Source organism: Hymenobacter coccineus (assembly GCF_001816125.1).
Lineage (GTDB): Bacteria > Bacteroidota > Bacteroidia > Cytophagales > Hymenobacteraceae > Hymenobacter > Hymenobacter coccineus.
Genome location: NZ_MDZA01000306.1, coordinates 1 through 26,280, shown reverse-complemented (window position 1 = coordinate 26,280; position 26,280 = coordinate 1). Strand labels below are relative to the sequence as shown.

General features: G+C 64.9%; 20 protein-coding genes. 16 read left to right on the top strand and 4 right to left on the bottom strand.

Features of this window, described 5'->3' with window-relative positions; all coding sequences use genetic code 11:
- Positions 1-191 precede the first annotated feature (191 nt).
- From BEN49_RS15770 to BEN49_RS15735, 8 genes are all read left to right on the top strand, one after another.
- Entirely contained in the window at positions 192-2,258 is a 2,067-nt protein-coding gene (locus BEN49_RS15770) for an alpha-L-arabinofuranosidase family protein (protein ID WP_083326160.1), read from the top strand.
- A gap of 192 nt (positions 2,259-2,450) precedes the next feature.
- Entirely contained in the window at positions 2,451-3,962 is a 1,512-nt protein-coding gene (locus tag BEN49_RS15765; protein WP_083326159.1) for an arabinan endo-1,5-alpha-L-arabinosidase, read from the top strand.
- A 187-nt stretch (positions 3,963-4,149) separates the two neighbouring features.
- On the top strand, positions 4,150-5,997 hold the full coding sequence (locus BEN49_RS15760; RefSeq protein WP_083326158.1) for an NPCBM/NEW2 domain-containing protein: 1,848 nt from the start codon (positions 4,150-4,152) through the stop codon (positions 5,995-5,997).
- Between the two features lie 41 nt (positions 5,998-6,038).
- Positions 6,039-8,201: an alpha-galactosidase gene (locus BEN49_RS15755; RefSeq protein WP_070744963.1), complete on the top strand. Its 2,163-nt coding sequence runs from the start codon at positions 6,039-6,041 to the stop codon at positions 8,199-8,201.
- A 219-nt stretch (positions 8,202-8,420) separates the two neighbouring features.
- Positions 8,421-9,470, top strand: coding sequence for an aldo/keto reductase (locus tag BEN49_RS15750; RefSeq protein ID WP_070744961.1), 1,050 nt, complete (start codon positions 8,421-8,423; stop codon positions 9,468-9,470).
- A gap of 144 nt (positions 9,471-9,614) precedes the next feature.
- The gene (locus tag BEN49_RS15745; RefSeq protein ID WP_070744958.1) at positions 9,615-10,610 is read left to right on the top strand and encodes an aldo/keto reductase; all 996 of its coding nucleotides are present in this window, start codon (positions 9,615-9,617) and stop codon (positions 10,608-10,610) included.
- Positions 10,611-10,678: 68 nt separating this feature from the next.
- Positions 10,679-11,554 carry an alpha/beta hydrolase family protein gene (locus BEN49_RS15740; RefSeq protein WP_070744984.1) on the top strand — a complete coding sequence of 292 codons (876 nt, stop codon included), beginning with the start codon at positions 10,679-10,681 and terminating at the stop codon, positions 11,552-11,554.
- Between the two features lie 16 nt (positions 11,555-11,570).
- The gene (locus BEN49_RS15735; RefSeq protein ID WP_070744956.1) at positions 11,571-12,491 is read left to right on the top strand and encodes a helix-turn-helix domain-containing protein; all 921 of its coding nucleotides are present in this window, start codon (positions 11,571-11,573) and stop codon (positions 12,489-12,491) included.
- A 213-nt stretch (positions 12,492-12,704) separates the two neighbouring features.
- Here the strand turns inward: BEN49_RS15735 and BEN49_RS15730 are convergent, their stop codons facing one another.
- Complete coding sequence (locus BEN49_RS15730; RefSeq protein ID WP_239691965.1) at positions 12,705-13,673, bottom strand: glycoside hydrolase family 43 protein; 969 nt, start codon at positions 13,671-13,673, stop codon at positions 12,705-12,707.
- 49 nt (positions 13,674-13,722) lie between these two features.
- A complete protein-coding gene (locus BEN49_RS15725) occupies positions 13,723-14,712 on the bottom strand; it encodes an arabinan endo-1,5-alpha-L-arabinosidase (protein ID WP_070744954.1) in 990 nt (329 codons plus the stop codon).
- Positions 14,713-15,104: 392 nt separating this feature from the next.
- On the opposite strand from BEN49_RS15725, the gene BEN49_RS15720 reads away from it, so the two are divergent.
- From BEN49_RS15720 to BEN49_RS15705, 5 genes are all read left to right on the top strand, one after another.
- Positions 15,105-16,112 carry a LacI family DNA-binding transcriptional regulator gene (locus BEN49_RS15720; RefSeq protein WP_158022967.1) on the top strand — a complete coding sequence of 336 codons (1,008 nt, stop codon included), beginning with the start codon at positions 15,105-15,107 and terminating at the stop codon, positions 16,110-16,112.
- 264 nt (positions 16,113-16,376) lie between these two features.
- Complete coding sequence (locus tag BEN49_RS30170; RefSeq protein ID WP_262490209.1) at positions 16,377-16,511, top strand: hypothetical protein; 135 nt, start codon at positions 16,377-16,379, stop codon at positions 16,509-16,511.
- A 132-nt stretch (positions 16,512-16,643) separates the two neighbouring features.
- Positions 16,644-17,288, top strand: a complete 645-nt coding sequence (gene bamJ, locus BEN49_RS15715; protein WP_070744951.1) for a BamJ family beta-barrel-assembly machinery protein — start codon at positions 16,644-16,646, stop codon at positions 17,286-17,288.
- A 127-nt stretch (positions 17,289-17,415) separates the two neighbouring features.
- Positions 17,416-17,733, top strand: coding sequence for a DUF6232 family protein (locus tag BEN49_RS15710; RefSeq protein WP_070744949.1), 318 nt, complete (start codon positions 17,416-17,418; stop codon positions 17,731-17,733).
- A 297-nt stretch (positions 17,734-18,030) separates the two neighbouring features.
- Complete coding sequence (locus tag BEN49_RS15705; RefSeq protein ID WP_070744948.1) at positions 18,031-19,974, top strand: KUP/HAK/KT family potassium transporter; 1,944 nt, start codon at positions 18,031-18,033, stop codon at positions 19,972-19,974.
- An 85-nt stretch (positions 19,975-20,059) separates the two neighbouring features.
- On the opposite strand, the gene BEN49_RS15700 is transcribed toward BEN49_RS15705, so the two are convergent.
- Complete coding sequence (locus BEN49_RS15700; protein ID WP_083326157.1) at positions 20,060-21,910, bottom strand: M61 family metallopeptidase; 1,851 nt, start codon at positions 21,908-21,910, stop codon at positions 20,060-20,062.
- A gap of 289 nt (positions 21,911-22,199) precedes the next feature.
- Here BEN49_RS15700 and BEN49_RS28145 point away from each other — a divergent pair, with 289 nt between their 5' ends.
- The 3 genes from BEN49_RS28145 to BEN49_RS15685 all read left to right on the top strand — a co-directional run bounded on the left by BEN49_RS28145 (position 22,200) and on the right by BEN49_RS15685 (position 24,444).
- On the top strand, positions 22,200-22,583 hold the full coding sequence (locus tag BEN49_RS28145; RefSeq protein ID WP_158022965.1) for a C40 family peptidase: 384 nt from the start codon (positions 22,200-22,202) through the stop codon (positions 22,581-22,583).
- Positions 22,584-23,215: 632 nt separating this feature from the next.
- The gene (locus BEN49_RS15690) at positions 23,216-23,656 is read left to right on the top strand and encodes a DUF2147 domain-containing protein (protein ID WP_070744946.1); all 441 of its coding nucleotides are present in this window, start codon (positions 23,216-23,218) and stop codon (positions 23,654-23,656) included.
- A 146-nt stretch (positions 23,657-23,802) separates the two neighbouring features.
- Positions 23,803-24,444 carry a hypothetical protein gene (locus tag BEN49_RS15685; RefSeq protein WP_125916936.1) on the top strand — a complete coding sequence of 214 codons (642 nt, stop codon included), beginning with the start codon at positions 23,803-23,805 and terminating at the stop codon, positions 24,442-24,444.
- Between the two features lie 174 nt (positions 24,445-24,618).
- Here the strand turns inward: BEN49_RS15685 and BEN49_RS15680 are convergent.
- Positions 24,619-26,280: M1 family metallopeptidase (locus tag BEN49_RS15680; protein WP_125916934.1), on the bottom strand; the 1,662-nt coding region annotated here is incomplete at its 5' end.

Here is a 26,280-nt window from a genome sequence, read left to right as displayed (position 1 = left end):
CGGGGCCCTGGCGCCCGCTTAGGGCCCCATACCAAGCTTCTTTTCCCGGACGAGGCGATGCCCCGCAACCGAACGTTCCGCTGGCCCAAAAGCCACCGGCCTGGTTCTTTTTTGCTTTTTCCTGCGCGCTGCTGGCCGGCGTTGTACGTCACGTGCTGACATTCTCCCCACCCGTTTTTAGTCTGATTTTTATGCGCACTCCTTCCCGCTTTCCAGCCTTGGCCCCCGGCTTGGCCCTGTTCGGGGCCCTCGCTGGCGGCCCCGCCGGGGCCCAAACCGCGGCGCCCGTGGCCCTCACCGTGCAGGTGAACAAGCCCGGCGCGGCCGTCAACAAGAACATGTACGGCCTGTTTTTCGAAGACATCAACTTCGCCGCCGACGGGGGGCTGTACCCCGAGTTGGTGAAGAACAAGTCGTTCGAAACCGACGCCGCGCTCATCGGCTGGAAGGCCTTGCAGGGCGCGGCCAACCTCGATGCCTACGCCGTGCGCAACGAGCAGGGCGTGAGCGCCACCAACAAGCACTACGTGCGCCTCACCACCCGCGCCGGGGCCCCCGGCGAGGCCGGCCTGGAAAACGAAGGCTTCCGCGGCATGGGCGTGAAGGCGGGCGCTGAGTACACGCTTTCCTTCTACGCCCGGCGGGGCCCCGGCAGCGTTGGGGGCCTCACGGCTGTCATCGTGGGCGAGAAGGGCCAAGCCCTGGCCACGGCGCCCGTCACGGGCTTCACCGACCAGTGGCAGAAATACACAGTGGTTCTGAAGGCCACCGGCACCCTCAACAAGGCCTCCTTGAAGCTGGTGCTGAACGGCACGGGCACGGTGGACCTGGACGTGATTTCCCTGTTCCCGAAGGATACCTGGAAGGGCCGGCCCAACGGCTTGCGCACCGATTTGGTGCAGCTGCTCAAGGACATGCAGCCCGGGTTTCTGCGTTTCCCCGGCGGCTGCATTGTGGAGGGGCGCACCCTTTCGGAGCGCTACCAGTGGAAGGAAACCATCGGCGACGTGGCCGCCCGCATGCCGCTGATTAACCGCTGGAACATGGAGTTCAAGCACCGTTCAACGCCCGACTACTACCAGTCGTTCGGGCTGGGCTTCTACGAGTATTTCCAGCTGGCCGAGGACATTGGGGCCGAGCCGCTGCCGATTCTGAACGTGGGCATGGCCTGCCAGTTCAACTCGGGCGAGCTGGCCCCGATGGGCACCGCCAGCACCAAGGGCGGCCCCAACGCTGAGGGCGCCGGGGCCCCGGGCGCCGACCCGTCGCTGGACGTGTTCATTCAGGACGCGCTCGATTTGGTGGAATTTGCCAACGGCCCGGCCAGCAGCCCCTGGGGCGCCAAGCGCGCGGCCATGGGCCACCCCGCGCCCTTCAACCTGAAGATGATTGGCATCGGCAATGAGCAGTGGGGCCCCCAGTACCTGGAGCGCTACGAGCCGTTTGCCAAAGCCGTGAAGGCCAAGTACCCCAGCATGGAGATTGTGAGCAGCGCGGGCCCCAGCCCCGACGGCGAGCTGTTTGACAAGGCCAGCAAGCGCCTGGGCGAACTGAAGGCCGAGTACGTGGACGAGCACTACTACGCCCTGCCCGACTGGTTCCGCCAACACGCCGACCGCTACGACAAGTACCCGCGCACGGGGCCCAAAATCTTCGCCGGCGAGTACGCCGCCCAGAGCGTCGCCATCGGCAGCCCCGACAACAAAAACACCTGGGACTGCGCCATTTCCGAGGCCGCCTTTATGACCGGCCTGGAGCGCAACGCCGACGTGGTGGGCATGGCCAGCTACGCCCCGCTGCTGGCCAACGTGGACGCCTGGCAGTGGACGCCGGACATGATTTGGTTTGATAACCTGAACTCGTACGGCTCGCCGAGCTACTACGTGCAGAAAATGTACGCCCTTAACAAAGGCACCAACGTGCTGCCCGTGACCATGCCCGGCGGCGCCAAAAACGGCACCGACAACCTCTTCGCCAGCGCCGTGGCCGACGACAAGGCCGGCGACGTGGTGGTGAAGCTGGTGAACTACTCCAGCAGCCCGCGCGCAGTGAAAATCAACCTGGCCGGGGCCAAGAAGCTGGGCAAAACCGGCCGCGCCCAGGTGATGGCCAGCGCCGACCTGCAAACCCAGAACAGCCTCAAGGAGCCCCAAAAACTCGCCCCCCAGCAATCAACCTTCGCCGTGAGCGGCACCACGCTCAGCTACACCCTGGCCCCCAACTCCTTCACGGTGCTGCGGGTGGCGGGCAAGAAATAGGGCCCCGGCCGCGGGCAGTAGCGCAGTTTAGGGTTTCGTTAGCACGTCATGCAGAGCGCAGCGAAGCATCTCTCCCGCAGTAGTAATCAATGATTAGTTGAGCGGTGAAGATGCTTCGCTGCGCTCTGCATGACGTGCTAACGAAACCCTAAAGAGACCTATTCCTTTCCTCTTCTACCCCCGATAATTCCCATGAAGAAGTCCCTTTTCCCTTCACTACGCTGGAGCAGCCTGCTGATGGCGCTGCTGCTCGGCGCGGCGGCTTGCAAAAAGGAGGAAACTGCCGCCACGCCGGTTACCCCCACGCCCACGGCACCCACCCCTACGCCTACCGCGTTCGATATCAACAACATCACCGATACCTACGCCAACGTGGCGGCGCTGGGCGCGTCGACGCAGTGGGGGCCCTACAACGTGCACGACCCGGCCGTTATCAAGGACGACGACGGGTACTACTACATGTACAGCACCGACGTGGGCTACGGCATTTCGGACGCCGCGCTGACGCCCGGCCTGCAGATGCGTCGCTCGAAGGACCTGGTGCAGTGGGAGTTCGTGGGCTGGGCCCTCAAGGGCCTGCCGCCGCTGGGCGTGGCCTACATCACCCAGCGCGGCGCCGTGCCCAACAAGCTGCTGTGGGCCCCCTACGTGCTGAAAGTGGGCAGCGAGTACCGCCTGTACTACTCGCTGGCTTCTAACTTATTCAAGGTGAGTACCATTGGCCTGGCCACGGCCAGCTCGCCCACGGGGCCCTGGACGGAGAAGGGCCTGGTGGTGACGACCGACAACTCGTCGGCCGACATCACCAACGGCATCGACCCCACGGTCATCGTCGACCAGCAGGGCCAGCACCGCATGTACTACGGCTCGGCCTTCGACGGCATTCACATGGTGAAGCTCGACGCCGCCACCGGCCTGAACGCCGTGACCGGCGACCGGGGCCCCCGCGTTGCCCAGCGCGGCTTCACGGGCACGGCCATCAACGGCAACATCGAGGGGCCCGAAATTATCTACAACAAGGAGCAGGGCAAGTATTACCTGTTCCTTTCCTACGACTGGCTCCAGACCAAGTACAACGTGCGCGTGGGCCGGTCTGACTCGCCGCAGGGGCCCTTCCTCGATTTCAAGGGCCGCGACATCAACTTGGTGGAGGACCACGGGCCGATGATTCTGGCGCCCTACCAGTTTGAGGGCCACAGCGGCTGGCAGGGCACGGGCCACTGCGGCGTGTTCAGCGACGGCAACGGCCAGTACTTCATGGCCCACCAGGGCCGCCCGGGCATCGACTCGTACTACATGGACTTGCACGTGCGCAAGATTTTCTGGACGCCCTCGGGCTGGCCGGTGGTGTCGCCCGAGCGCTACGCCGGCGAAGACAATAGCCCCGTAGCGCAGGCCGATTTGGCGGGTACCTGGGAGCAAATAACCCTCAATTACATCGTCATTCCGGGCTACGGCAACGAGCAGCTCACGCCCAACTTCCAGTACAGCACCGCCCTTACCCTGGCCGCCGATGGTACGTTCGGCGGCGCCACCACCGGCACCTGGACCTACGCCGCGCCCTGGCTGACGCTGCGCTTCGGCAACGGCACCAGCGCCCCGGTGTACGTGCAGAAAGGCCGCGACTGGGAAAACAAGAAGGCCACCGTCGTCTTCACCGGCCTCGATACCAACGGGACGGCCATCTGGGGCAAGAAGAAATAGGGCCCCGGCTGGGCTAGGCTCAGGCCGCACCGAAAGGCAGGAAAAGGGGAACCCTTAGGCCGTCATGCAGCGCGTAGCGAAGCATCTTTCTCGCGTAACTAATTATGTTACTGGCGCAGAAAAGATGCTTCGCTACGCGCTGCATGACGGCCTGAGGCCCATCCCGCTCGCTCTTAAAAGTTTATCAATGAACCACCTGCGTAACTTCTTGCTTGGCGGCGTTTGGGCCCTGGGCAGCACGGCCCCCGCGTTTGCCCAAAAGGCAGCCCCCAAAGCCGACTTCCACCAATGGGCCTCCACACCGCCCATGGGCTGGAACAGCTGGGACTGCTACGGCCCCACCGTGACGGAAGCCGAAACCAAGGCCAACGCCGACTACATGGCCAAAAACCTGAAAAGCAGCGGCTGGGAGTACGTGGTGGTAGATATTCGGTGGTACGTGGGCAACGACACAGCCCACGGCTACAACGAGAAAGACCCCGCCTGGAACATCGACCAGTACGGCCGCTTCGTGCCCGCGCCCAACCGGTTTCCGTCGGCGGCCGGGGGCAAGGGCTTCAAGCCCCTGGCCGATTACCTGCACGCCAAGGGCTTGAAGTTTGGCATTCACCTCATGCGCGGCGTGCCCGTCATCGCCGTGCAGCGCAAGCTGCCCATCAAGGGCACCAAGCTGACGGCGGCCGACATCTACAGCCCCGACGGCCAGGCGGCGTGGCTGCACGACATGTACACGGTGGTGCCCACCCGGCCCGGGGCCCAGGAATACTACAACTCGCTGTTTGAGCTGTACGCCGCTTGGGGCGTGGACTTCGTGAAAATTGACGACCTCTCGGAGCCCTACCACGCGGGCGAAATCGAGCTGATCCGCAAGGCCATCGACCGCACGGGCCGCAAAATCGTGTTCAGCATGTCGCCGGGCGAAACGCCAATTGCCGACGCCCGCCACGCCCAGCAACACGCCAACCTGTGGCGCACCGTGGGCGACTTCTGGGACAGCTGGGAGCAGCTTAAGGAGCACTTCGCGGTGTGCGAGCGCTGGGCGCCCTACATTATGCCCGGGGCCTGGCCCGACGCCGACATGCTGCCGCTGGGCCGCCTGGGCATCCGGGCCGAGCGCGGCGACGACCGCCAAACGCGCTTCACCAACGACGAGCAGCGCACGCTGATGACGCTGTGGAGCGTGTTCCGCTCGCCGCTGATGTTCGGCGGCGACTTGCCCAGCAACACGCCGGCCACGCTGGCGCTGATTACCAACCCGCGCGTGCTGGCCGTGAACCGCACCAGCACCCACAACCGCCAGCTGTTCCGGCGCGGTGACCTGGTGGGCTGGGTGGCCGACGACCCCAAAACCGGCGACAAGTTCCTCGCCCTCTTCAACGCCCAAGACCAGGAGCTGGCCCCCGCCATCGACGCCGCCGCCAGCAGCCCAATTATCAACCGCCAGGGGCCCCAGGCCGCGCTCGACGTGAACATTGCCGGGGCCCAAAAGCTGTACCTGAACGTGCGCGACGGCGGCGACGGCACCGCCTGGGACCACGCCGACTGGCTGAACCCCGTGCTGGTGGACGGCGCGGGCAAAACCCTGGCCCTCGCCTCGCTGCCCTGGCGGACGGCCACAGCCGGCTGGGGCCAAGTCACGGCGGGCAAAAGCGTGAGCGGTGGTCCCCTCAAGGTGGCGGGCCAAACCTACGCGGCGGGCATCGGCACCCACGCCAATTCCACCATCGAGTACGACCTGCCGGCGGGCTACGTGCGCTTCACGGCCACCGTGGGGCTCGACCAGGCCGCGGCGGGGCAAAACACCGGCGGCACGTTCCAGGCGCTGGTGTTCACCAAAAGCCCGCTGCGGCCCGCGCCCGCCGACTCGGTGCGGGTGCCGGTGGCGCTGGCCGAGCTGGGCATGCCCGCCGGCAGCCGCGTGCAGGATTTATGGAGCGGCCGGGCCCTGGGGCCCCAGAACGGCAGTTTTGCGCCTTACATTCGGCGGCACGGGGCGGGTTTCTACCGAATTTCCCGGCCCAAGGCGGGAAAGTAACCCCGCCGCGCCCATCCGCTTATCCGCCCAACCACCCTCTGATGAGAGTTCCCCGCGTTTTTCACTGGCTGCTAATTGCCCTGCCCCTGGCCTCCCGTGCCCAGGACGCCCCCCCGCCCATCGTCGTCGAAACCGCGCACGTGAGCCTGGTGCTGGCCGTAGGCAAAAACCAGAAGCTTTACCAAACCTACCTGGGGCCCCGGCTGGCCACGGCCGCCGATTACCTGCCGCTGCCCCAGCGCCACGAAGCCTACCCGCCCGCCGGCACCGACAACCTGTTTGAGCCCGCCCTGCGCGTGGTGCACGCCGACGGCAACCCCGGCCTGGCCCTGGGTTTCGCGGGCGTGGAAACCGCCCAAACCAGCGCCGGCGCCACCACGACCACCGTGCGCCTGCGCGACCCCAAGTACCCCGTGGAGGTGCAGCTGCACTTCGTGGCCTACCAGCGCGAGGACGTCATCAAGACCTGGACCGAGATTGTGCACCGCGAGAAGAAGCCCGTGGTGCTCACCAACTACGCCTCGGCCATGCTGCACTTTGAGGCCCCCCACTACTGGCTGACGCAGCTGCACGGCGACTGGGCCGAGGAGGGCCAGCAGCAGGAAAGCCAGCTCACCAGCGGCGTGAAGGTGCTCGACACCAAGCTCGGCACCCGCGCCGGCATGTACCAGACGCCCTCGTTCTTCCTCTCGCTCGACCAGCTGGCCACCGAAACCACCGGCGACGTGCTGGCCGGCACCCTGGCCTGGACGGGCAATTTCCGCCTGGCCTTCGAGCTCGACAACGAGCAGGCCCTGCGCGTGTCGGCCGGCATCAACCCCTACGCGTCCGAGTACACGCTGCCGGCCGGGCAGCCGTTCGTCACGCCCGAATTCATCTTTACCTACAGCACCCAGGGCAAGGGCCAGGCCGCGCGCAACCTGCACCGCTGGGCCCGCCAGCAGGGCGGCACCCTCGACGGCACCCAGCCGCGCCTCACGCTGCTCAACAACTGGGAGGCCACGTATTTCGACTTCGACGAGCCCAAGCTGGACGCCCTAATGGGCGACGCGGCCAAGCTCGGCGTGGACTTGTTTTTGCTCGACGACGGCTGGTTCGGCAACAAGTACCCGCGCAAAGACGACCGCCAGGGCCTCGGCGACTGGCAGCCCACCACCGCCAAGCTGCCCCACGGCGTGGGCCACTTGGTGCAAACCGCGGCCAAGGAAGGCATCAAGTTCGGCATCTGGATTGAGCCCGAAATGGTGAACCCCAAGAGCGAGCTTTATGAGAAACACCCCGACTGGGTGCTGAAGCTGCCCGGCCGCCCCGAGGACTACTACCGCAACCAGCTGGTGCTGGACCTGACCAACCCCAAGGTGCAGGATTTCGTGTACGGCATCGTGGACGCCCAGCTGGGCCAGGGCGCGGCCTACCTCAAGTGGGATTGCAACCGCATGATTACCAACGGGTACTCGCAACACCTGGGCAAAGACCAGTCGCACCTGTACGTGGACTACGTGCGGGGCCTGTACCGCGTGCTCGACCGCGTGCGCCAGAAGTACCCGCACGTGCCCATGATGCTGTGCTCGGGCGGCGGGGCCCGGGCCGACTACGGCGGGCTGAAGTACTTCACCGAGTTTTGGCCCAGCGACGACACCGACGCCCTGGAGCGGGTGTACATCCAGTGGGGTTTCCTCAACTTCTTTCCTTCCAACACGCTAGCTAGCCACGTCACCAACTGGAACCAGCAGCAAACCCTGAAATTCCGCACCGACGTGGCCATGATGGGCAAGCTCGGCTACGACATTGAGGTGGCCAAGATGACGCCCGCCGAGCTGCAGTTCAGCCAGCAGGCCGTGAAGGACAACCGGCGCCTGGGGCCCGTGGTGGGCCAGGGCGACCTGTACAAGCTGCGCTCGCCCTACGAGGGCAACCAGGCGGCGCTGATGTACGTGGGCGAAAACCAGCAAAAAGCCGTGCTTTTTGGCTACAACCTGCGCACCCGCTTCCACGAAACGGTGCTGCCCGTGAAGCTCCAGGGCCTGGACCCCGCCCGCCGCTACCACCTCACCGAAATCAACCTGATGCCCGGCCAGAAATCGGCGCTGCCCGCCAACGGCCAAACCTACTCGGGCGACTACCTGCTGAACGTGGGCGTGCTCGTGAGCGACTCCGATGCCAAGGCCCTCACCAGCCACGTGCTGGAGCTGACGGCGGAATAAAAAGCAGCGGGCAACTAGCCACCCCTGCGCAAACCAGGCGCCCGCCGGGCCCCGGTTGTTCAGCTTGCTCGTCGGGCAAGCTGACAACCGGGGCCTGCTGCGTTTTGTGTAGCAGAAGCCGCGGTTTGTATAGCCGGGGCCCCGGGCCACGCCCAGACCTTTGCGGGGCCCCGGCGGACGCCGCCGGGGCCCTCCCTCACCCTTTGCTAACCCCAGTTTATGTCCCTTACCAACTACCGCACCCTGGGCCGCTCCGGCCTGGTGGTCAGCCCGCTCGCCCTGGGCACCATGACGTTCGGCACCCAGCGCTGGGGCTCGGCCGACGACGTGTCGCAGGCCATTTTTGATGCCTACGTTGACGGCGGTGGCAATTTTATCGACACTGCCGATGTGTACGCCGGCGGGCGCAGCGAGGAGCTGCTGGGCGGCTACGTGGCCGCGCGCGGCCTGCGCGACCGGCTGGTGCTGGCCACCAAGTTTGGCTTCAACGGCCAGGCCGGCAACCCCCACGGCGGCGGCAACGGCCGCAAAAACATCTACCGGGCCTTGGAAGGCAGCCTGCGCCGGCTCAAAACCGACTACGTGGACGTGTACTACCTGCACGCCTGGGACGCGGTGACGCCCGCCGACGAGGTGCTGCAAACCCTCGGCGACCTGGTGCGGGCCGGCAAAATCCGCTACTTCGGCCTCTCCGACATGCCCGCCTGGTACGCTACCCAAATGGCCACGTTGGCCGCCGCGCACGCCGTGCCGGGCCCCGTGACCATGCAGCTCGAGTACTCGCTCGTGGAGCGCACCATCGAGCGCGAGTACGTGCCCGCGGCCCGCGCCCTGGGCCTGGGCATTGTGCCCTGGAGCCCGCTGGCAGCCGGTTTCCTGGCCGGCAAGTACCAGCGCCAAGGCGCCGGGGCCACCGGCGACGGTCGCCTCACCGGCCCCAATCCGTTCGGCAACAGCAAGTTCACCGACCGCAACTGGGCCGTGCTCGACGCGCTGTGGACGGTGGCAGCCGAGGCCGGCCAGCCGCTGGCGCAGGTGGCCCTGGCCTGGGCCGCGGCGCAGCCGGGCGTAAGCTCGCTCATCATCGGGGCCAGCAAAACGGCGCAGCTGGCCGACAACCTGGCCGCGCTCGACCTGCGCCTCACGCCCGCGCAGCTGGGGGCCCTAAACGAAGCCAGTGCGCCCGAGCCCACCTTCCCCTACCCCATTTTCGGGCCCGCCGTGAACCGCGGCATCTTCGGCGGCCACCCCGTGGCGGGCTGGCAATAGGGCCCCGGCGGGGCAACGGCGGGGGCCCCGGCGCAGCGTTTTGTATACCACAAACAGCGGTTTGTGTAGCTGGGGCCCCGGGATGCGCCCGGACCTTTGCACAGTAAAGCAACCCGCTTTATTGAGCATTACAACCAATTAATTATGAGCACCATCAAACAAGTAGCCTTGGGTACCCAGGGCCTGCAAGTATCCGTCGAAGGCCTGGGCTGCATGGGCATGACCGGCGGCATAAACGGCATGAGCGTGTACGGCGCGGCCGACGAAGCCGAGAGCCTGGCCACCCTGGATCGGGCCCTGGAACTGGGCGTCACCATGCTCGACACGGCCGACCTCTACGGCCCCATGTCGAATGAGCGCCTGGTGGGCCGCGCCATCGCCGGCCGGCGCGACCGGTTCACCATTGCCACCAAGTTTGGCTTCGAAGTGGACGACGCCGAAAACTGGACCGGTGGCTACAACGGCCGGCCGGAGTACGTGCGCAAGTCCATCGAACGCTCGCTGCGCAACCTAGGCACCGACTACGTGGACCTCTACTACCTGCACCGCGTGGACCCCGCCACCCCCGTTGAGGACACCGTGGGCGCCATGAGCCGCCTCGTGGAAGAAGGCAAGGTGCGTTACCTGGGCCTGAGCGAAGTGCCCGCCGACGTGCTGCGCCGCGCCCACGCCATCCACCCCATTTCGGCCCTCGAATCGGAATACTCGCTCTTCGACCGCCGCGTGGAGGACGAAGGCATCGTGCAGGCCACGCGCGACTTGGGCATCGGCTTCGTGGCCTACTCGCCGCTGGGCCGGGGCTTTTTATCGGGCGAAATCAAGACGCCCGACGACTTCGAAGCTAACGACTCGCGCCGCTTCTTCCCCCGCTACCAGGGCGAAAATTTCTACCAGAACCTGGCCCTGGTGGAGAAGCTGCAAACCCTCGCCGCCGCCAAAGGCGTGACGGCCGCGCAGCTGGCCCTGGCTTGGGTACTGGCGCAGGACGTAGTAGTCATCCCCGGCACTAAGCGCCGCAAGTACCTAGAGGCCAATGTCGACGCCGCTAGCATCGTACTTACCGCGGCCGAGCTGGGGGCCCTCGACGCCATCATGCCGGTGGGCAGCGCGGCCGGCGCGGCGTATCCGGCCGGGTTTTAGTGCCCCGCGCGGTGGCCCGGCTGGGCGTTGCCGTTGCGCAGGGCGAATTTGCCGTTAAAACAGCCAAGATGAACGATTACGTAGGCTACGACGTGCTGGCAGTCGAGGATAAGGCGATGAACCTTAGCTTCCCGCTGACAGTGCTGTACCCCAGCAGCACCCCGGGCTGGCCGGAAAGCCTGGGGCCCTACGAGCTGAACGTCGCGCTAAAGGCCCCGCCCAAAGCCGGCGCGTGGCCGCTGGTGCTGGTGTCGCACGGCGGCGGCAGCACGCCGTTGGTGTACCGCACGCTGGCCCATTACTTGGCCCGCCACGGGTTCGTGGTGGGCCTGCCGGAACACCCCTTCAACCACCGCGGCAACAACACCTGGGAGTACACCGCCCAAAACCTGGTGGCCCGCCCCCACCACCTCCAACTGGCCGCTGATGCGTTGCTCCACCACCCGCAATTTGCAGCTGTATTGAAGCCTAACGCCGTGGCAATTGTCGGCCACTCGATGGGCGGCTACGCGGCTCTCGCCTTGGCGGGCGGCCTGCCGATGACGGGGCCACGGGAGTCGCCAGCCGGGGCCCCGGAGCCGGTGGCCACGGTGGCCGATGGGCGCGTGCGGGCCCTGGTGCTGCTGGCGCCGGCCACGGGGTGGTTCAGCCACCCGGGGGCCCTGCGCCAGGTGCAAGCGCCCATTCTGCTGCTCTCGGCCGAGCACGACGCCCACACGCCCCCAGAATACGCGCAGCTGGTGCGCGACGGGGTGCCCGACCCGGCCCAGTTCACGCACCGGGTGGTGGCCAACGCCGGCCATTTTTCCTTCCTGAGTCCGTTTCCGGCGGCGCGGGTCAGCCCCGACTTTCCGCCCTCGCAAGACCCACCAGGCTTCGACCGGGCCCGTTTTCACGAGGAGCTAAACCCGGAAATAGCGTCTTTCCTAGCGCAGCACGTTTAACCCTTAAATTTACCCTATGAAACACACTGCCAAAGACTTCCGTGTGCTGGCCTCGGTATCGGACTTTACCCAGCACTTTGGGTTTCCGAGCCCGGCGCACCCGCTGCTCACCATCGTCGACCTGGCCCAGCACCGCGGGGCCCCGGCGCCGTCCCTGGTGGGCCCGGCGTTTCGGCAGCTCTACATCATCGCGCTGAAGAAAAACCTGAAAGGCACCATCCAATACGGTCACCGCGCCTACGATTTCAGCGAGGGCGTGCTGGCGTTTTACGCACCCGGGCAAATGTGCGAGAACAACGAAACCGTGGACACGTCGGAGCTCAGCGGCTGGCTGCTTGCCTTCCACCCCGACCTGCTGCACAAGTACCCGCTGGCCCAGAAAATGGCCGGCTACGGCTTTTTCTCCTACCAGGTGCACGAGGCGCTGCACCTCTCGGCCCGCGAGGAAGCCATGGTCGACGGCGTGCTGCACAGCATGCAGCTGGAGTACGGCCAGCCCACCGACGGCTTCAGCCAGGACGTGCTGGTGTCGCAGCTCGACGTGCTGCTCAACTACGCCAACCGCTTCTACCACCGGCAGTTCCTCACGCGCCGGCCCGCCGAGCACGACCTGCTCAGCAGCTTCGAGGCGCTGCTGACCGCCTACTTTGCCCAGGGCGGCGAGCAGCCACTGCCCACCGTGCAGCACTTCGCCGACGCGCTGCACGTGTCGCCGGCCTACCTCAGCGACCTGCTGCGCTCCCTCACCGGCCAGAACACGCAGCAGCACATCCACCACGCCCTAATCGAGCGGGCCAAGCAGCTGCTGCTCAGCACTTCGCTCACGGTCAACGAAACCGCTTTCCGGCTCGGCTTCGAGTACCCGCAGTACTTCAGCCGCTTGTTCAAAAGCAAAACCGGCCTCACGCCCGCCGCCTATCGGTTCTCAGTGCACTAGCTGATAGACCGCTGTTTTACAGCAGATTGCTTAATTGCTAAAAGGCCGTCATGCAGAGCGCAGCGAAGCATCTTTCCCGCGTAACTAATCATGGTTACTGCTGCGGAAAAGATGCTTCGCTGCGCTCTGCATGACGGCCTTTTAGCCTTGGTAACGCGCCACCGACGCACTACAGATACACTACCAGCAGCGCCTGGGGCCCCAGCAAGCAGCTTACTTGGCCGGCTGTACCCCTTCAGTCGTCATTTGCACGCGCTTGATGGTGCCGTCGGAGTTGTAGTTGAGATAATCGATGCACACCGAGCGGCGGAAGCTGCCGCCGTGCTCGTTCATCCCGCCGTTGTGGTAAATGAAGTACGACTTGCCCTTGAAGTCGATGATGGCCTGGTGGTTAGTGTTGCTGTTGCCGGCCAGCTCGTTCAAAATGCCCTTGTACTGCCAGGGGCCCTCCACGCTGCGGCTCATAGCGTAGGCAATTTTTTCGGGGAATTCGGTGGCGTAGCTCAGGTAGTACCAGCCGTTGTGCTGGTGCACCCAGGGCGCCTCCGTGAAGCGCGGCAGCCCGGTCACGGTCATGATGGGGCCGTCCAGCTCGGTCATGTTGGCCTTGAGCTTGGCGTAGTGGCAGTTGGTGTTGCCCCAAAACAGGTAGGCCTGGCCCTTGGCGTCGACGATGACCGTGGGGTCGATGTCGTCCCAGGTGATTTTGCTCTCCGTCATGTCGTTGGTAATCAGCGCCGAGCCGCGGGCGTCCTTGAAGGGCCCCGCGGGGTTGTCAGCCACCGCCACCCCGATGGCCTTGCCGCGCACGGTGCCGTGCTCCACGGCCGCGTACCAATAAAACTTGCCGTTGCGGGCAATCACCTGCGAGGCCCAGGCGTCGTCCTTGGCCCAGGCAAAGTCGCTGACTTTCAGCGGCACCGGGTGCTCGGTCCAGTGCACCATGTCGGTCGAGGAGAAGCACAGCCACTCGTGCATCACGTAGCGCTCCTGGTCGTTCGGGGCTTCGTCGTGGCCGGTGTAGAGGTATACCGTGCCGCCCTGCACCATGGCGGCGGGGTCGGCGGTGAACTTGGTTTTGATGACGGGGTTGCCGCCGGCGGCCGGCGCCGCGGCGGGGGCTTGGGGCCCGCGCCGGGGCCCCCAGCAGCAGGCCCAGGGCCCCGGCCGCTGCCAGCGCAAATTTGTTTAACACGTTCTGCATGAAACTACAAAGGGTGAGTTGTGGGAATTATTTAGCAGCTGGGGCCACCGTGGGCCAGCCCTCGGGGCCCCAGGCTAGGGGCTCGATACGCAGCTTGGAGCGGCCGTTGTCGTGGCCGTCGTAGCCGTGGAACACCAGGTAATCAGCGTTGTCGAAGCTCACCACCGCGTTGTGGCCCACCCCAAACCAGTTGGCGTCGCCTTGCAGCACGAGCGTGCCGCCGCCCTGCTCCATAGGCGTGCCGGCGCGGTCGAGATAAGGCCCCGTAACGGCCTTGGCGCGGCCCACCACCATCTTGTAGGTGCTCTGGGGGCCCCGGCAGCAATAGTCGAACGAGGCAAACAGGTAGTAGTAGCCGCCGTGCCGGAATACGAACGGTCCCTCAATGGCGCCGTCGCCGGGCAGCGAATCGGCCAGGGCGGCGGCGCGGGGGCGGCGGGCTAGCGTGCGCCACTGCGCGGGCACAGCCGGGCCGCCCAGGTCGGGGCGCAACTGCACTAGCTTGATGCCGTTCCAAAACGAGCCGAAGCTCAGCCACGGCGTGCCCTGCTCGTCGCGCACCAGGTTGGGGTCGATGGCGTTCCACATATCGCGCCCCGGCACCGAGGCCAGCACCTCGCCGTGGTCCACCCACTTAAAATCAGGCGACTTTGGGTCCAGCGTTTTGTTAGTGGCCAGCCCAATGGCCGAGCGGTTTTTGCCGAACGTGGAGATGGAGTAAAACAGGCTGTACTGCCCGTTGGCCAGCGAAATATCGGGGGCCCAGATGTGCCCCTTGAAGCCCGGCACCGCCCGCACCGCCCAAGCCGGCGGCGCGGCAAATACGGGCGCCTCGGCCGTCCAGTGCTGCCGGTCTTTCGACGACCACACCGTGATGCCGTTGCCCGTGCCAAACAGGTAGTAGGTGCCGTTCTGCCGCGTCAGCACCGGGTCGTGGATGGGAATGGCGGACGGCGCTGTTTGCGCAAGCCCCCCCCGGCCAGCTAGCAATAATAACGCAAACAGTAGCTTTTTCATGGACTGAATTAAGACATAATCGATTGTGTAAATATGAACCTAATTTGATGATGGCCAACCGATACCCTACCTGCAAAAATCAGAAAATATCCTCTATTTATTGACAATCAATTATTTGATGCATATTGCAAAGATGCAAATAAGTGACCAGCTACCCACAAACGTTTGTGGGTAGCTAGTCATATGCATCACTTAGCACTTTCGGCATTAGCTCAAACGACGCCTGCCGCCACGCTCAACTGAACCGTACCTGTAGCCTAGCGCGGCTATTGTTGCGCTGAAATTGCGCTAGATTTGTGTCAGCGCCGGGCTTTTTGTTCTTCCCAGGTACCGCCCCACGCATGGCCCTTCCCCCCAAAAAAACGTCCTCCACTTCTCCATCCGCGGTTTCAATGGCCGACCTGGCCCGCGAGCTGGGCGTGTCGATGACGACCATATCGCGGGCCCTGAGCGACCACCACAGCATCGGGGCCGCCACCAAGCAGCGGGTGCTGAAGCTAGCCAAAAAGCTTAATTACCAGCCCAACCACCTGGCCGCTGCCCTGCGCCGGGGCCAGAGCCGGCTGCTGGGCGTGGTGGTGCCCTACATCGAAGGCAAGTTCTTCCCCTCCGTCATTCAGGGCATTGAGCAGGCGGCCAGCAAGGCCGGGTTCAGTGTCATCGTCTGCCAGTCGCACGAAAACGTGGAGCTTGAGCGGCGCAACGTGGAAACGCTGCTCAACGCCCAGGTAGCGGGCGTGCTGGTGTCGCTGGCGCGCAATACCCAGGAGTTTCACCATTTCGACAAGGTGCGGAGCCGGGGCATTCCGCTGGTGTTTTTCGACCGGATTCCGGCCGGCGAGCAGGTGAACTCGGTGGTGCTCAACGACCACGAGGGGGCCCTGCAAGCCACGCGCCACCTGCTGGAGCAGGGCTGCCGCCGCGTGGCCCACCTGGCGGGGCCCCAGCACATCAACATTTACCGCCACCGCCGCCAGGGCTACCTCGACGCGCTGGCCGCCTTCGGCATCGCCCCCGACGAGGCCCTGATCGACTACTCCGACATGACCACCGAGGACGGCGCCGCGGCCATGCGCCGCCTGCTGGCACTGCCCAACCCGGTCGATGGCGTGTTCGCGGCCGGCGACTCGGCCATCCTGGGGGCTATGCAGTTGCTTAAATCAAAGGGCATTAGCATTCCGCGCGACATTGCCCTGGCCGGCTTCAGCAACGAGGGCTTCACGGCCATCACCGAGCCGCGGCTCACCTCCGTCGACCAGCGGTGCGAGGAGATGGGCGAGGCCGCCGTGCGCCTGTTTCTGGAGCTGGCGGCGGCCCCGCACGCGCCGTTTGCCCAGCGCCAGGTGGTGCTCCAACCCGAGCTGTTCGTACGCGAGTCGTCGCTGCAACGGCAGCCTTAAAGCCGCGCCGGGGCCCCTGCTGCCCTGCCGCAGGGCTACTGGCTTTGTGAAGCAGCGCCGGCAGCATCACGCAGCAATAAGTTGGTCGTGGCGAGGCAGCATGGCAGAAAAAAGAAGGGGCTGACCGGCAGTATATAATTTCTAATTGAAATTTTAAGAAGAAAAGGTTTACGCAATCGTTCTTTTTATGCTGCATGCATAACAAATTACCTGGGGTGGCGTATCTTTGCAGTCTTACTACACCACCTTATCAATTACACTGTTATGAAAAAATCCACCACTTTCTCTTCGCTGTTGCTGCTCGGCGGCTTCGGCTCGCTGGGCCTGCTGGCCGCCCGCCTGCGCTCGTTAAACCTGCACTTCAGCCTGCACGGCGAAGACGCCGCGCATTACGGCTAGGCGGCAGCTTTTTCTCGCGGCGGCCCGTATTGGCAACAGCCCTGCCCGGTGGCAGGGCTTTTTTGTGGGCCGTTCGCGGCGCGGTGCCGACCTTTGCGGCCGGTTTTTCTCCTATCTCAACCACCCTTTTACATGACGCTTGACACCAACCAGCAGCAGGTGAGCTACATCATCGGCCGCGACCTGGCCCGTAATTTTGCCCAGCAAGGCCTGGAGCTAGACCTGGATACCCTGGCCGCCGCCCTTAAGGAAGGGATGCAGGGCCTGCCCAGCCAGCTTACCCCCGAGCAAATGCAAGCTGCCATGCAGCAGCTGCAGGAGCAGCTCGGCGGGGCCCCCGGCGACGATGACAACGACGACAACGATTTAGACCCCAATACCATGGCCAACAACAAAGCCGAAGGCGAAGCCTTCCTCGCCGAAAACGCCCAGAAAGCCGGCGTCACCACGCTGCCCAGCGGCTTGCAGTACGAAATCATCACCGAGGGCAGCGGCAAGAAGCCGACCCTGAAATCGTCGGTGACGACCCACTACCACGGCACGCTGCCCAACGGCACCGTGTTCGACAGCAGCTACCAGCGCGGCCAGCCCGCCACCTTCCCCGTGAACGGCGTAATTGCCGGCTGGACCGAAGCCCTGCAGCTGATGCCCGAGGGCTCAAAGTGGCGCCTGTACATCCCCTCCGACCTGGCCTACGGCAAGCGCGGCGCCGGGCGCGACATCGGCCCCGACGCGGCCCTGGTGTTCGACGTGGAGCTGCTGAAAGTAAATAACTAAGGGCCCCATCGCCGGCCCCTACCCCGAAGCCGCTGCGGAACCCTCCGCAGCGGCTTTTGCGGCCCCGCCCCTGCCGCCCGACCCGGCCGCCGGGGTCCCCACGCTGCGCAGCGCCGATGGCCACTTCGTGCTGACGGCCACTTCCGTTACCGTGCGGGGCCAGGCTTACGCGCTGCGGGAGCTGGAGCGGGCCGACGTACTGCGCGTGCGCTGGCTGCTGTGGTACTTGCTGGGGGCCCTCAGCCTGGCCGGCGTGATGATTGTGTACCTGCAAAACGGGCTGCGCACCGTGCCCGCCATGGCCGGCATGGCCGGGGCGGCGCTGCTGCTGGCCTACGGGCAACGCGGTACCAACCGCCTGCGGCTGTTCCGGCTGGGCCGCGAAGCCGCCCATTTTGCCTGCCGGGCGAAACGCCGCCCTGGCAGCGCCTCGTGGCCGAGCTAAACCGCCGCATCGGCCACGCTCACGACCGGGCGCGGCCGAAGCCGCGGCGGCCCTGGCCGCAGTTGCCGCCGCCGAAGCTACCGCAACTGAAGCTGCCGCGGCGGCAGAGGCTACAGCAGCTGAAGGGGCCCCGGGGCCAACAGATGAGCCGGATGCCCCGGGGCCGGGGGGCTTGCCCGGCTGGGGCCCGCCGGCGGCCAACTTGTTCCTGCGAACGTAATACCGCGAGTGGGGCCCCTACGGGTGTGTCGCTCCCACTTTCTCTCCCCCGCATTCCAAAACAACTACCCCGTTTTTATGGATTCCAAACACTCGCACACCGCCATTTCCGGGGCGGGACTGCTCATTGCGCTGGGCATCATCTACGGTGATATCGGCACCTCGCCGCTGTACGTGATGAAGGCCATTGTCCCGGCCCTCATCGAGCCGCGCCTGGTGCTGGGCGGCATCTCGTGCGTTATCTGGACGCTCACGCTCCAAACCACCATCAAGTACGTGCTGCTCACGCTGAACGCGGACAACAACGGCGAGGGCGGTATTTTCTCGCTTTACGCGCTGGTGCGCCGGCGCGGGGCCTGGCTCTCGGCGGTGGCCATCATCGGGGGCTCGGCGCTGCTGGCCGACGGTGTGATTACGCCGCCCATCTCGGTGGCTTCAGCCATTGAGGGCCTCAAGCAAGTGTACCCCGGCCTGACGCAGAACATGGTGGTGTACATCGTCATTGGCATCATTTCAGGGCTGTTTTTACTGCAAAGCTTTGGCACCCAGATTGTGGGCAAAGCCTTCGGGCCCATCATGTTCCTGTGGTTCACGATGCTGGGCGTGCTCGGCGTGAGCTGGATTGTGCAGGACCCGGCCATCCTCAAGGCCTTCAACCCCTACTACGCCTACGACCTGCTGGTGAATTACCCCGGCGGGTTCTGGCTGCTGGGGGCCGTGTTCCTCTGCACCACCGGGGCCGAGGCCCTATACTCCGACCTGGGCCACTGCGGCAAGGGCAACATCCGCATCAGCTGGACGTTTGTAAAAACTGCCCTACTGCTCAACTACTTGGGCCAGGGGGCCTGGCTGCTTTCGCACCAGGGCCAGCAGTTGGGCGGCCGCAACCCGTTCTATGAGCTGATGCCGCCGTGGTTCCTGCTCATCGGCATTGGCATTGCCACGGTGGCGGCCATCATCGCCTCGCAAGCCCTCATCACGGGCTCGTTCACGCTCGTAGCCGAAGCCATCCGCCTCAACATGTGGCCCAAGGTGAAGCTCAATTATCCCACCGACGTAAAGGGCCAGCTCTTCGTGCCCAGCATGAACCGCCTGCTGCTCATCGGTTGCATCGGGGTGGTGCTCTTCTTCCGCGAAAGCTCGAACATGGAAGCCGCTTACGGCCTGGCCATTACGCTGACCATGCTGATGACGACGGTGCTGCTCGTCACCTGGCTGCGGGCCAAGCGCGTGGCCCGGCCCCTGGTTATTTTGTTCGCCCTGGTGTACGGCCTCATCGAGGGCTCGTTTCTGATTGCCAACCTAGTGAAGTTTCCGCACGGCGGCTGGGTGTCGCTGGCCATCGGGGCCTCGCTCATGGGCGTGATGTACGTGTGGCTCAAGGCCTACTACATCAAGCGCCGCCTCACCGATTTCGTGAAGCTGGAGCCTTACGTGGAGGGCCTCAAACGCCTGAGCGACGACGAGAGCATCCCGAAATACTCCACCCACCTGGTGTTCCTCACCGGGGCAGAGCGCAGCTCAGAAATCGAGCAGAAAATTATCTACTCCATCTTCCAAAAGCGCCCCAAACGGGCCGACATCTACTGGTTCATCCACGTTGAAACCACCGACGAGCCCTACACGATGGAGTACAAGGTGAGCGAAGTAGCGTCCGACGACGTGTTCCGCATCACCTTCCGCCTGGGCTTCCGGGTGCAGCAGCGCATCAACCTTTACTTCCGCAAGGTGGTGGAAGATTTGGTGCGCAACAAGGAAGTCGACATCACCTCGCGCTACGAATCCCTCAGCCAGCGCCACATCACCGGCGACTTCCGCTTCGTGGTGCTGGAGAAGTTCCTAAGCGTAGAAAACGACTTCCCCACCCAGGAAAAGCTCGTTATGCAGGCCTACTTCTACATCAAGCAGTTTATTGCCTCCGAAGACCAGTACTTTGGCCTCGATACCTCTTCGGTAAAGGTGGAAAAGGTCCCGCTCGTCATCGCCCCGCCCCGCGAGGTAGCGTTGACGCGCATTCGCTAAAACCGCCGATTAAGCCCAAAAAACAGGGCCCCCACGCAATTGCGTGGGGGCCCTGTTTTTTGGCCGAAGCAAAGCGCCCGGGGCCCTATTTACCCAGCCACTTGGCCAGCACCTTTTGCTGGGCGGCGGTGGGGTTGGGCAGCGGCTGAACGGTGAAGCGCTGGTCAGGGTCGGCGCGGTAGGTCAGGGTGAGTTCGCGCGGGAGGCCGTCGCGGCGCACTTGCAGCTTGAGGGGCGTGCCGGGCGAACTACCTCGCAGTCGCAGAGTAGTTGCGGGCCCCCCGGGTACGGGTTCGAAATTTTCCTGCGCAGCTGCGGCACCGTTGATGAGCAGCACCTCATCGTTCACGTTGAGGCCGTCGGTCCAGGCGGCGCCGTCGCGCTCTACGCCCGTGACGAGCAAGCGGCCGGTACGGGTTGAGAACGTGGCGCCCGCCGTGCCGTTGGGGTTGGCCGGCGCGCTGCTGAAGCCCAGGCCCGCGTAACCGAAGGCCGTGGCATAGTCCACGGTTTTAGTGCCGTACACGCTCTGCTTGAAGAAATCGTCGAAGCGCTGGCCCGCCACCGTGGCCACTGCGTCCTGGTACTCCTGGTCGGTGAAGCCGCGGCCCAGCTTCTTGTAATAGGTGTCGTAGAGCAGGCGGAACACGTCGTCGAGGTGCTTCTGGCCCTGGGTGGCGTTGATGATCATTAGGTCGAGCACCAGGCCAATGGTTTCGCCCTTGTCGTAGTAGCTGATGCCCGTGTTGGGCGAGTTTTCGTTGGGCCGGTAGTACTTAATCCAGGCGTCGAAGCTGGCCTCGGAGGCCGATTGCACCTTGTTGCCAGGCGCGTTCTCCACCGTGCCAATGGTGCTGGCCAGGTGGTCGAGATACCCTTGCTGATCGTAGAAGCCGGTGCGCTCGTTGATGAGGTTGGCGAAGTACTCGGTCATGCCCTCGCTCACCCAGAGCATGTGCGTGTAGTTCTCCTTGTCGTAGTCGAAGGGCCCCAGGGCCACCGGGCGGATGCGCTTGACGTTGTAGAGGTGGAAGTACTCGTGGGCCGCCAGCCGCAGGAAGCCCTTGTAGCCGGCCTCCGTGTTGTAGGCCGTGCGGCTCACCTCCAACGTGGTGGAGTATAGGTGCTCCAGGCCCCCGCCGCCGCGCTCCAGGTTGTGCACGATGAAGAGGTAGTGGTCCAAGGGGTTTTGGCCCACCACGGCCTGCGCGCCCTCGCAGATCTTCTTCATATCGGCCAGCAGGCGGGTTTCGTCCACCTGGTAGGTGCCGTACATGGCCACCTGGTGCACCGTGCCGTTGGCCGTGAATTGCAGCACTTTCTGGTTGCCGATCTCCATCGGCGAGTCGGCCAGCTCGTCGTAGCTCGCGGCCTGGTAGGTAAATTTGGCGCCGCCCGCAACGGGGCGCAGGGCCGTGCTCACCTGGGCCCAGCCAGCGGCCGGCTGCACCGCCACGGTGCTCGCCAAGCCCTTGTTCAGGGCCGGGTACACGAACACGCTGCTGCCGTTGAGGTAGCCGTGGTCGGCGTCGATGAAGCTCGTGCGCACGCTCAGCTCGAAGGCGTACACGCGGTAGGCCACCTTGAAATCGGCCTGCTTGGGGTGGCGCACACGCCAGGTGTTCTTGTCAATTTTCTCCACCGCCAGGGCCTGGCCATTGGCGCCGGTGGCCTGGAAGCCCTCCACGTTTTTGGCGTACTCGCGCACCAGGTACGAGCCCGGGGCCCACACCGGCATCTTCACGTCGGTGTAGTCTTGGACGAAACCGCTCAGGGCCACGCCTACTTCAAAGTAGTGGGTTTGGGGCGCGGGCATGGCCAGCGTGTAGCGCAGCGTGGGCACGGCGGGCGCCGGGGCCAGCGGGCGGGCCCCGGCGGGCGCGGCCAATAGGGCCCCGGCGGCCAAGCCGCCGAGCAGGCGGAAGTAGTTGGGCATCGTCAAAGGAAAAAATGGTAAAAAGCCAAGCCGCAAAGTAAGCCCCCCGGCGCGCCACCAACCTAGCGGGCCCCGGCTGCGTTTAGGCCGCTGGGGCCCTAGCGCCCCGCCCCTGCTGGCCCATGCGCATTATCTGGTTGATTTTTATTGGACTGGCCGCGGCCATTGTCGGGCTGTTTACTCGGCCCAAACCCGCAGCCCCGGCGCGGCCCGTCCCGGCCGCATCTACAGCGGTGCGCCCCCCCGCGCCTCCCGCCGGGGCCCGGCGGGTAGCCGGGCCGACAGCGTGGTGGCTTTGGCCTTGCGGCAGCTAGGGGCCCCGTACCGCTACGCCGGCACCAGCCCCACCGCGGGCTTCGACTGCTCGGGCTTCGTGCAGTACGTGTACGGGCGCTTCGGCGTGGCCGTACCCCATTCCACGGCCTTACTCATTGGCGCGGGGCGGCGGTGCCGCGCGCCGCGGCGCGGCCCGGCGACCTGGTGGTGTTGCCGGCACGCCCCGGGCAGCACCACGGCCGGCCACGCGGGCATCGTGGTTTCGGCGGCGGGGGCCCTGCCGGTGCGCTTCGTGCACGCCTCCTCGGCGCAGCGCGAGTCGGGCGTGAAGGTCAGCGCCATTGAGGGCACGGGCTACGAAACCCGGTTTTTGCAGGTGCGGCGGGTGCTGGACTAATGCCCCCGAGGCCCGTTGCTGGGGGCCCTAAAAAAGCGATGCCCGGTTCGCCAACGAGTGGCAAACCGGGCATCTAATCCTTCAAATCTTACCAAACGGCGCAGCTGGGGTACAGCTCCGGCGTCTTTAACAGTAAGACCTGGGCCAACGTAGGTCCGCGCTAAAGGTTAGCGTGGCCCCGCATAGCTGTTATCTAAGCGCGCACGGCGGTGATGCGTACGACATTGGACAGGCTTGGCAGGATTTGGTTGGGACTACTAGACATTTTGTACCTCCTTTCTTTACGTTCCACATAGCCCCGCCTGCGCGGCCCAGCACATTAGGGTTGCTTGGGCGGGGTCGTAGCACTCGCTACTGAGTGTCAAAGTTAGAAGCCTGGCGTAAGGTTCAAAATTATTGGGGGCCTTTTATTGGAAAAGGGCAAAATTTGGCGGTGGCAGGCTGATTTTCAGGGCCATTGATTTTACCCGGTTGGGGCGTTTTTTTTGGTTGGCGCGCGGCCGCTCACTTTGGCCGCAAACTTGCCTTGGCCGGCCCCGGGGCGGCATTCGGTGGGCCCAAGTATTTGCCTTACCTTTTCCCCAGCGTTTTTTACTTCACCCTTACCTCATAAAATTTTCCTTTCCCCACCCATGAAAAAACTGCTTTTCCTGTTGGTTGTGCTGGCGCTGGCCGGTAGCCGCCTGGCCTCGGCCCAAACACTGAGCCCGCTGGGCGTGTGGACCAATGCCGAGAAAAAGGCCACGTTTGAGATTTATAAGTGCGGCGACAAGCTATGCGGTAAAATTGTGACCCTTGCCACCCCCAACGACCCGGCCACGGGCAAGCCCAAAACCGACTCACAAAACCCTGACCCCAAGCTCCGTAGCCGCCCGCGCCTGGGCCTGGTGTTCATGCAGGGCTTCAAGTACGACGACGATAACAAGTGGGACGACGGCAAGATCTACGACCCGGAAAGCGGCAAAACCTACTCGTGCTACATGAAGATGGAGAGTGCTAACGCGATGGAAGTGAAAGGCTACATCGGCTTTTCGCTCATCGGAAAATCACAAGCCTGGACGCGCGTTAAGTAGGCCCTTCACCCTAAAAAAAGCCGGCCTCCGCCCGGGAGCCGGCTTTTTTATGCGCGCCCCGGGGCCCAAAAGCCCGAAAAATATTAAAACTATTTGAAAACGCTGGGGGTTGCACTCCACTGTTACTTCTCACCTTCCACCCGGCCGTGCGGTCTTTCCTGCGCTCCTTGTTTTCGTCTCCCCCATCGGCCGCTGCCGGTGATTGGAAGCCGTTTGCCCTCACGGCGGCGCAGGCCAAGCGGCACGCGCAGTGGGTGGCCGGGCGCATCTACCGCAACTGGCTGGGGCCCTACTACAAGGCCTACCACTTGCACCGCGGCGGCGCGGGCCGGCGGCACGGCCTGCGGGCCGAGCCGCTGCGCGAAGACGGCCGCCAGGGCGCCATGCTGTTCTACGACGACGACGACTTCGGAGGATCCGGCAACTTCCGGCACTTCTATGAGTACGTGGGCGAGCAGATGGTGTCCCTGGGCTACCACCGCGCCTCCGCCGACGAGTGTACCCGCCGCCACGAGAGCCTGCGCGAGCACACCTTCAAGCAGCTCTTCAAGCCGCCGCCCACCGATTGCCCCGATAGTGGCCGGTGCAACCAGCGCTACGGCCTCGTGACGCTCGATTTGGTGAGCCTCAACGGCCAGCCCCTCTTCATCCGCGTGGCCGTCAACCCCGTGCTGGAGCCCGGCTTCACGCCCGCCACGCCATTCGAGGACCTATTGCGCACGGTGTTCGACGCCCCCCCGCCCACCCCCGAGGAGCGGGAAAAACGGCTGGCTTACACAAGCTTATAATTCATTAGGGCCCCGGAGCGAATTACTCGTGGGCAAAACGGAGGCCGGCAAATTGCCCGCAGGGCTGCGCCGGATTACACTCGCTAAAATAACAGCGGCTCCGAATCAGCGTGAACGCGGCCCGACGACTGAAAAGTCGCCGGGCCGCGCTGCTTTAGGCCAACGCCCGAAAGGCTATTCCCGAGCAAAGCGGGCCTGGCCGACGGCCGTGCCGTGGGCATCGGTGAGGCGCAGCAGGTACAGGCCTGGGGCTAAAGCCTGGGTAGCCACCTGTGCCCCGGTGGCCGGCACGGCCTGCACCGCTACGCGGCGGCCGGTGGCGTCAAACACTTCCGCCGTGGCGGGGCCCAGCAACGCGGGCAGGTGCAGCGCCTCGCGGCACGGGTTGGGAAAGGCGCCGAGCGCGGGCCCGGCGGGGGCCCTGGCGCTGAGGACCAGCGAGGCGTCGGTACCGCTGGAATTGGCCAGCAGCAGCAGGGCCTGGTCGGGGTTGGCGGCGATGCTTACCACTTGGCGGGTGCCCACGGGCACGTCGAAGGCATCGGCGGCCTGCGACAGGCGGCGGCGCAGGCGCTGCGAGGTACCGTCGGTGAAGGTGAGCAGGTAGTCCACGTCGAGGTCAAAAAAGGGTGTTACGGCGGGTTGCGATACTGTTTCGCGGGTGCGCACGGTGGCGGTACTGCCCACCTGGTTGAAGGTCACGGCCAGCGAGGGGTAGCCCTGCCCCCGCACCCACTGCTGGAAGAAGTAGCCCAGCGGTCGGCCGGCTTCGGCCTCAAACACGACCTGCATGTCGGCGGTGCGGGCGGTGCCGCCGGCGAAGCGTTGCTGGTAGGTTTGCAGGGCCCGGAAGAATTTGGCGTCGTCGTTCAGCAGGTTGCGCAGCATGTGTACCACCAGGGCCCCCTTCTTATAGCTCAGGTCGTAGCTGAAGATGCGGGCCACGTCGGTGGTATCGGGCACGAGTACGCTGCCAGGGTTGCGCAGGGCATAGCCCCGGGCCTGGTTGAGCCAGTTGGCCGGGTCGGCGGGCTGGCCAAAAGCCTGGTAGGAAAGGTATTCGCCGTAGGAGGCAAAGCTTTCGTTGAGCCACACGTCGGCCCAACTGGCGCAGGTCACGTTGTCGCCAAACCACTGGTGGAACAGCTCGTGGGCGGTCAGCGCGAAGTCGAAGCCATCCTGGGTGGTCATGGTCTGGTGCTCCATGCCACCGCCGAGGGGGGCCATGCTGTGGCCGTACTTCTCGGTGGCAAACGGGTAGGGCCCCACCAGGCGGGCGTAGTTTTCGATGAAACCCGGCGTGCGGTCGATTTCGGCGCGGTAAAAGTTGAGGGCCGCCTGGTCGTACACGTAGTTCACGATGGGCACGCGGGGGCCCCCGGCGGGGTTGGCGTAGTTCACGTACTCAACGTAGGGGGCCACGGCCACCGAAATGAGGTAGTAAGCAATGGGTTGGCGCGATTTCCACTCGTAGCGCGCCCGGTTGCCGGGCAGCGGCACGGTGCGGGCCAGCACCCCATTCGAGCCCACCTTGTTGGGCACCGTGGTCGTCACCCACACGTCCGACGAGTCGGCCTTGTCCGTCAGCACCTGCTTGCAGGGAAACCATTCGGGGGCCGCAAACGGCTCGGAGAGCGTCCACAGCACCTGGTAAGGGTGCGGGGCCCCGGCATAGGTCACCACATCGGCGCGGTCGAGGCCGTTGCCGATGGCGGCCGAGCCCCCGCCGGCGTCGTGCGGGGCCGTGCCATGGTAGTAGATGCGGGCATCGGCCAGGGTACCGGCCGGGGCGGGCGCGGCCAGCGCGGCGGTGGCTTCGGGGCCGGCGCGGCGCAC

Coding starts and splice junctions, on each gene's coding strand:
- BEN49_RS15770 (WP_083326160.1), top strand. CDS start 192: ATGCGCACTCCTTCCCGCTTTCCAGCCTTGGCCCCCGGCTTGGCCCTG.
- BEN49_RS15765 (WP_083326159.1), top strand. CDS start 2,451: ATGAAGAAGTCCCTTTTCCCTTCACTACGCTGGAGCAGCCTGCTGATG.
- BEN49_RS15760 (WP_083326158.1), top strand. CDS start 4,150: ATGAACCACCTGCGTAACTTCTTGCTTGGCGGCGTTTGGGCCCTGGGC.
- BEN49_RS15755 (WP_070744963.1), top strand. CDS start 6,039: ATGAGAGTTCCCCGCGTTTTTCACTGGCTGCTAATTGCCCTGCCCCTG.
- BEN49_RS15750 (WP_070744961.1), top strand. CDS start 8,421: ATGTCCCTTACCAACTACCGCACCCTGGGCCGCTCCGGCCTGGTGGTC.
- BEN49_RS15745 (WP_070744958.1), top strand. CDS start 9,615: ATGAGCACCATCAAACAAGTAGCCTTGGGTACCCAGGGCCTGCAAGTA.
- BEN49_RS15740 (WP_070744984.1), top strand. CDS start 10,679: ATGAACGATTACGTAGGCTACGACGTGCTGGCAGTCGAGGATAAGGCG.
- BEN49_RS15735 (WP_070744956.1), top strand. CDS start 11,571: ATGAAACACACTGCCAAAGACTTCCGTGTGCTGGCCTCGGTATCGGAC.
- BEN49_RS15725 (WP_070744954.1), bottom strand. CDS start 14,712: ATGAAAAAGCTACTGTTTGCGTTATTATTGCTAGCTGGCCGGGGGGGG.
- BEN49_RS15720 (WP_158022967.1), top strand. CDS start 15,105: ATGGCCGACCTGGCCCGCGAGCTGGGCGTGTCGATGACGACCATATCG.
- BEN49_RS30170 (WP_262490209.1), top strand. CDS start 16,377: ATGAAAAAATCCACCACTTTCTCTTCGCTGTTGCTGCTCGGCGGCTTC.
- bamJ (WP_070744951.1), top strand. CDS start 16,644: ATGACGCTTGACACCAACCAGCAGCAGGTGAGCTACATCATCGGCCGC.
- BEN49_RS15705 (WP_070744948.1), top strand. CDS start 18,031: ATGGATTCCAAACACTCGCACACCGCCATTTCCGGGGCGGGACTGCTC.
- BEN49_RS15700 (WP_083326157.1), bottom strand. CDS start 21,910: ATGCCCAACTACTTCCGCCTGCTCGGCGGCTTGGCCGCCGGGGCCCTA.
- BEN49_RS15690 (WP_070744946.1), top strand. CDS start 23,216: ATGAAAAAACTGCTTTTCCTGTTGGTTGTGCTGGCGCTGGCCGGTAGC.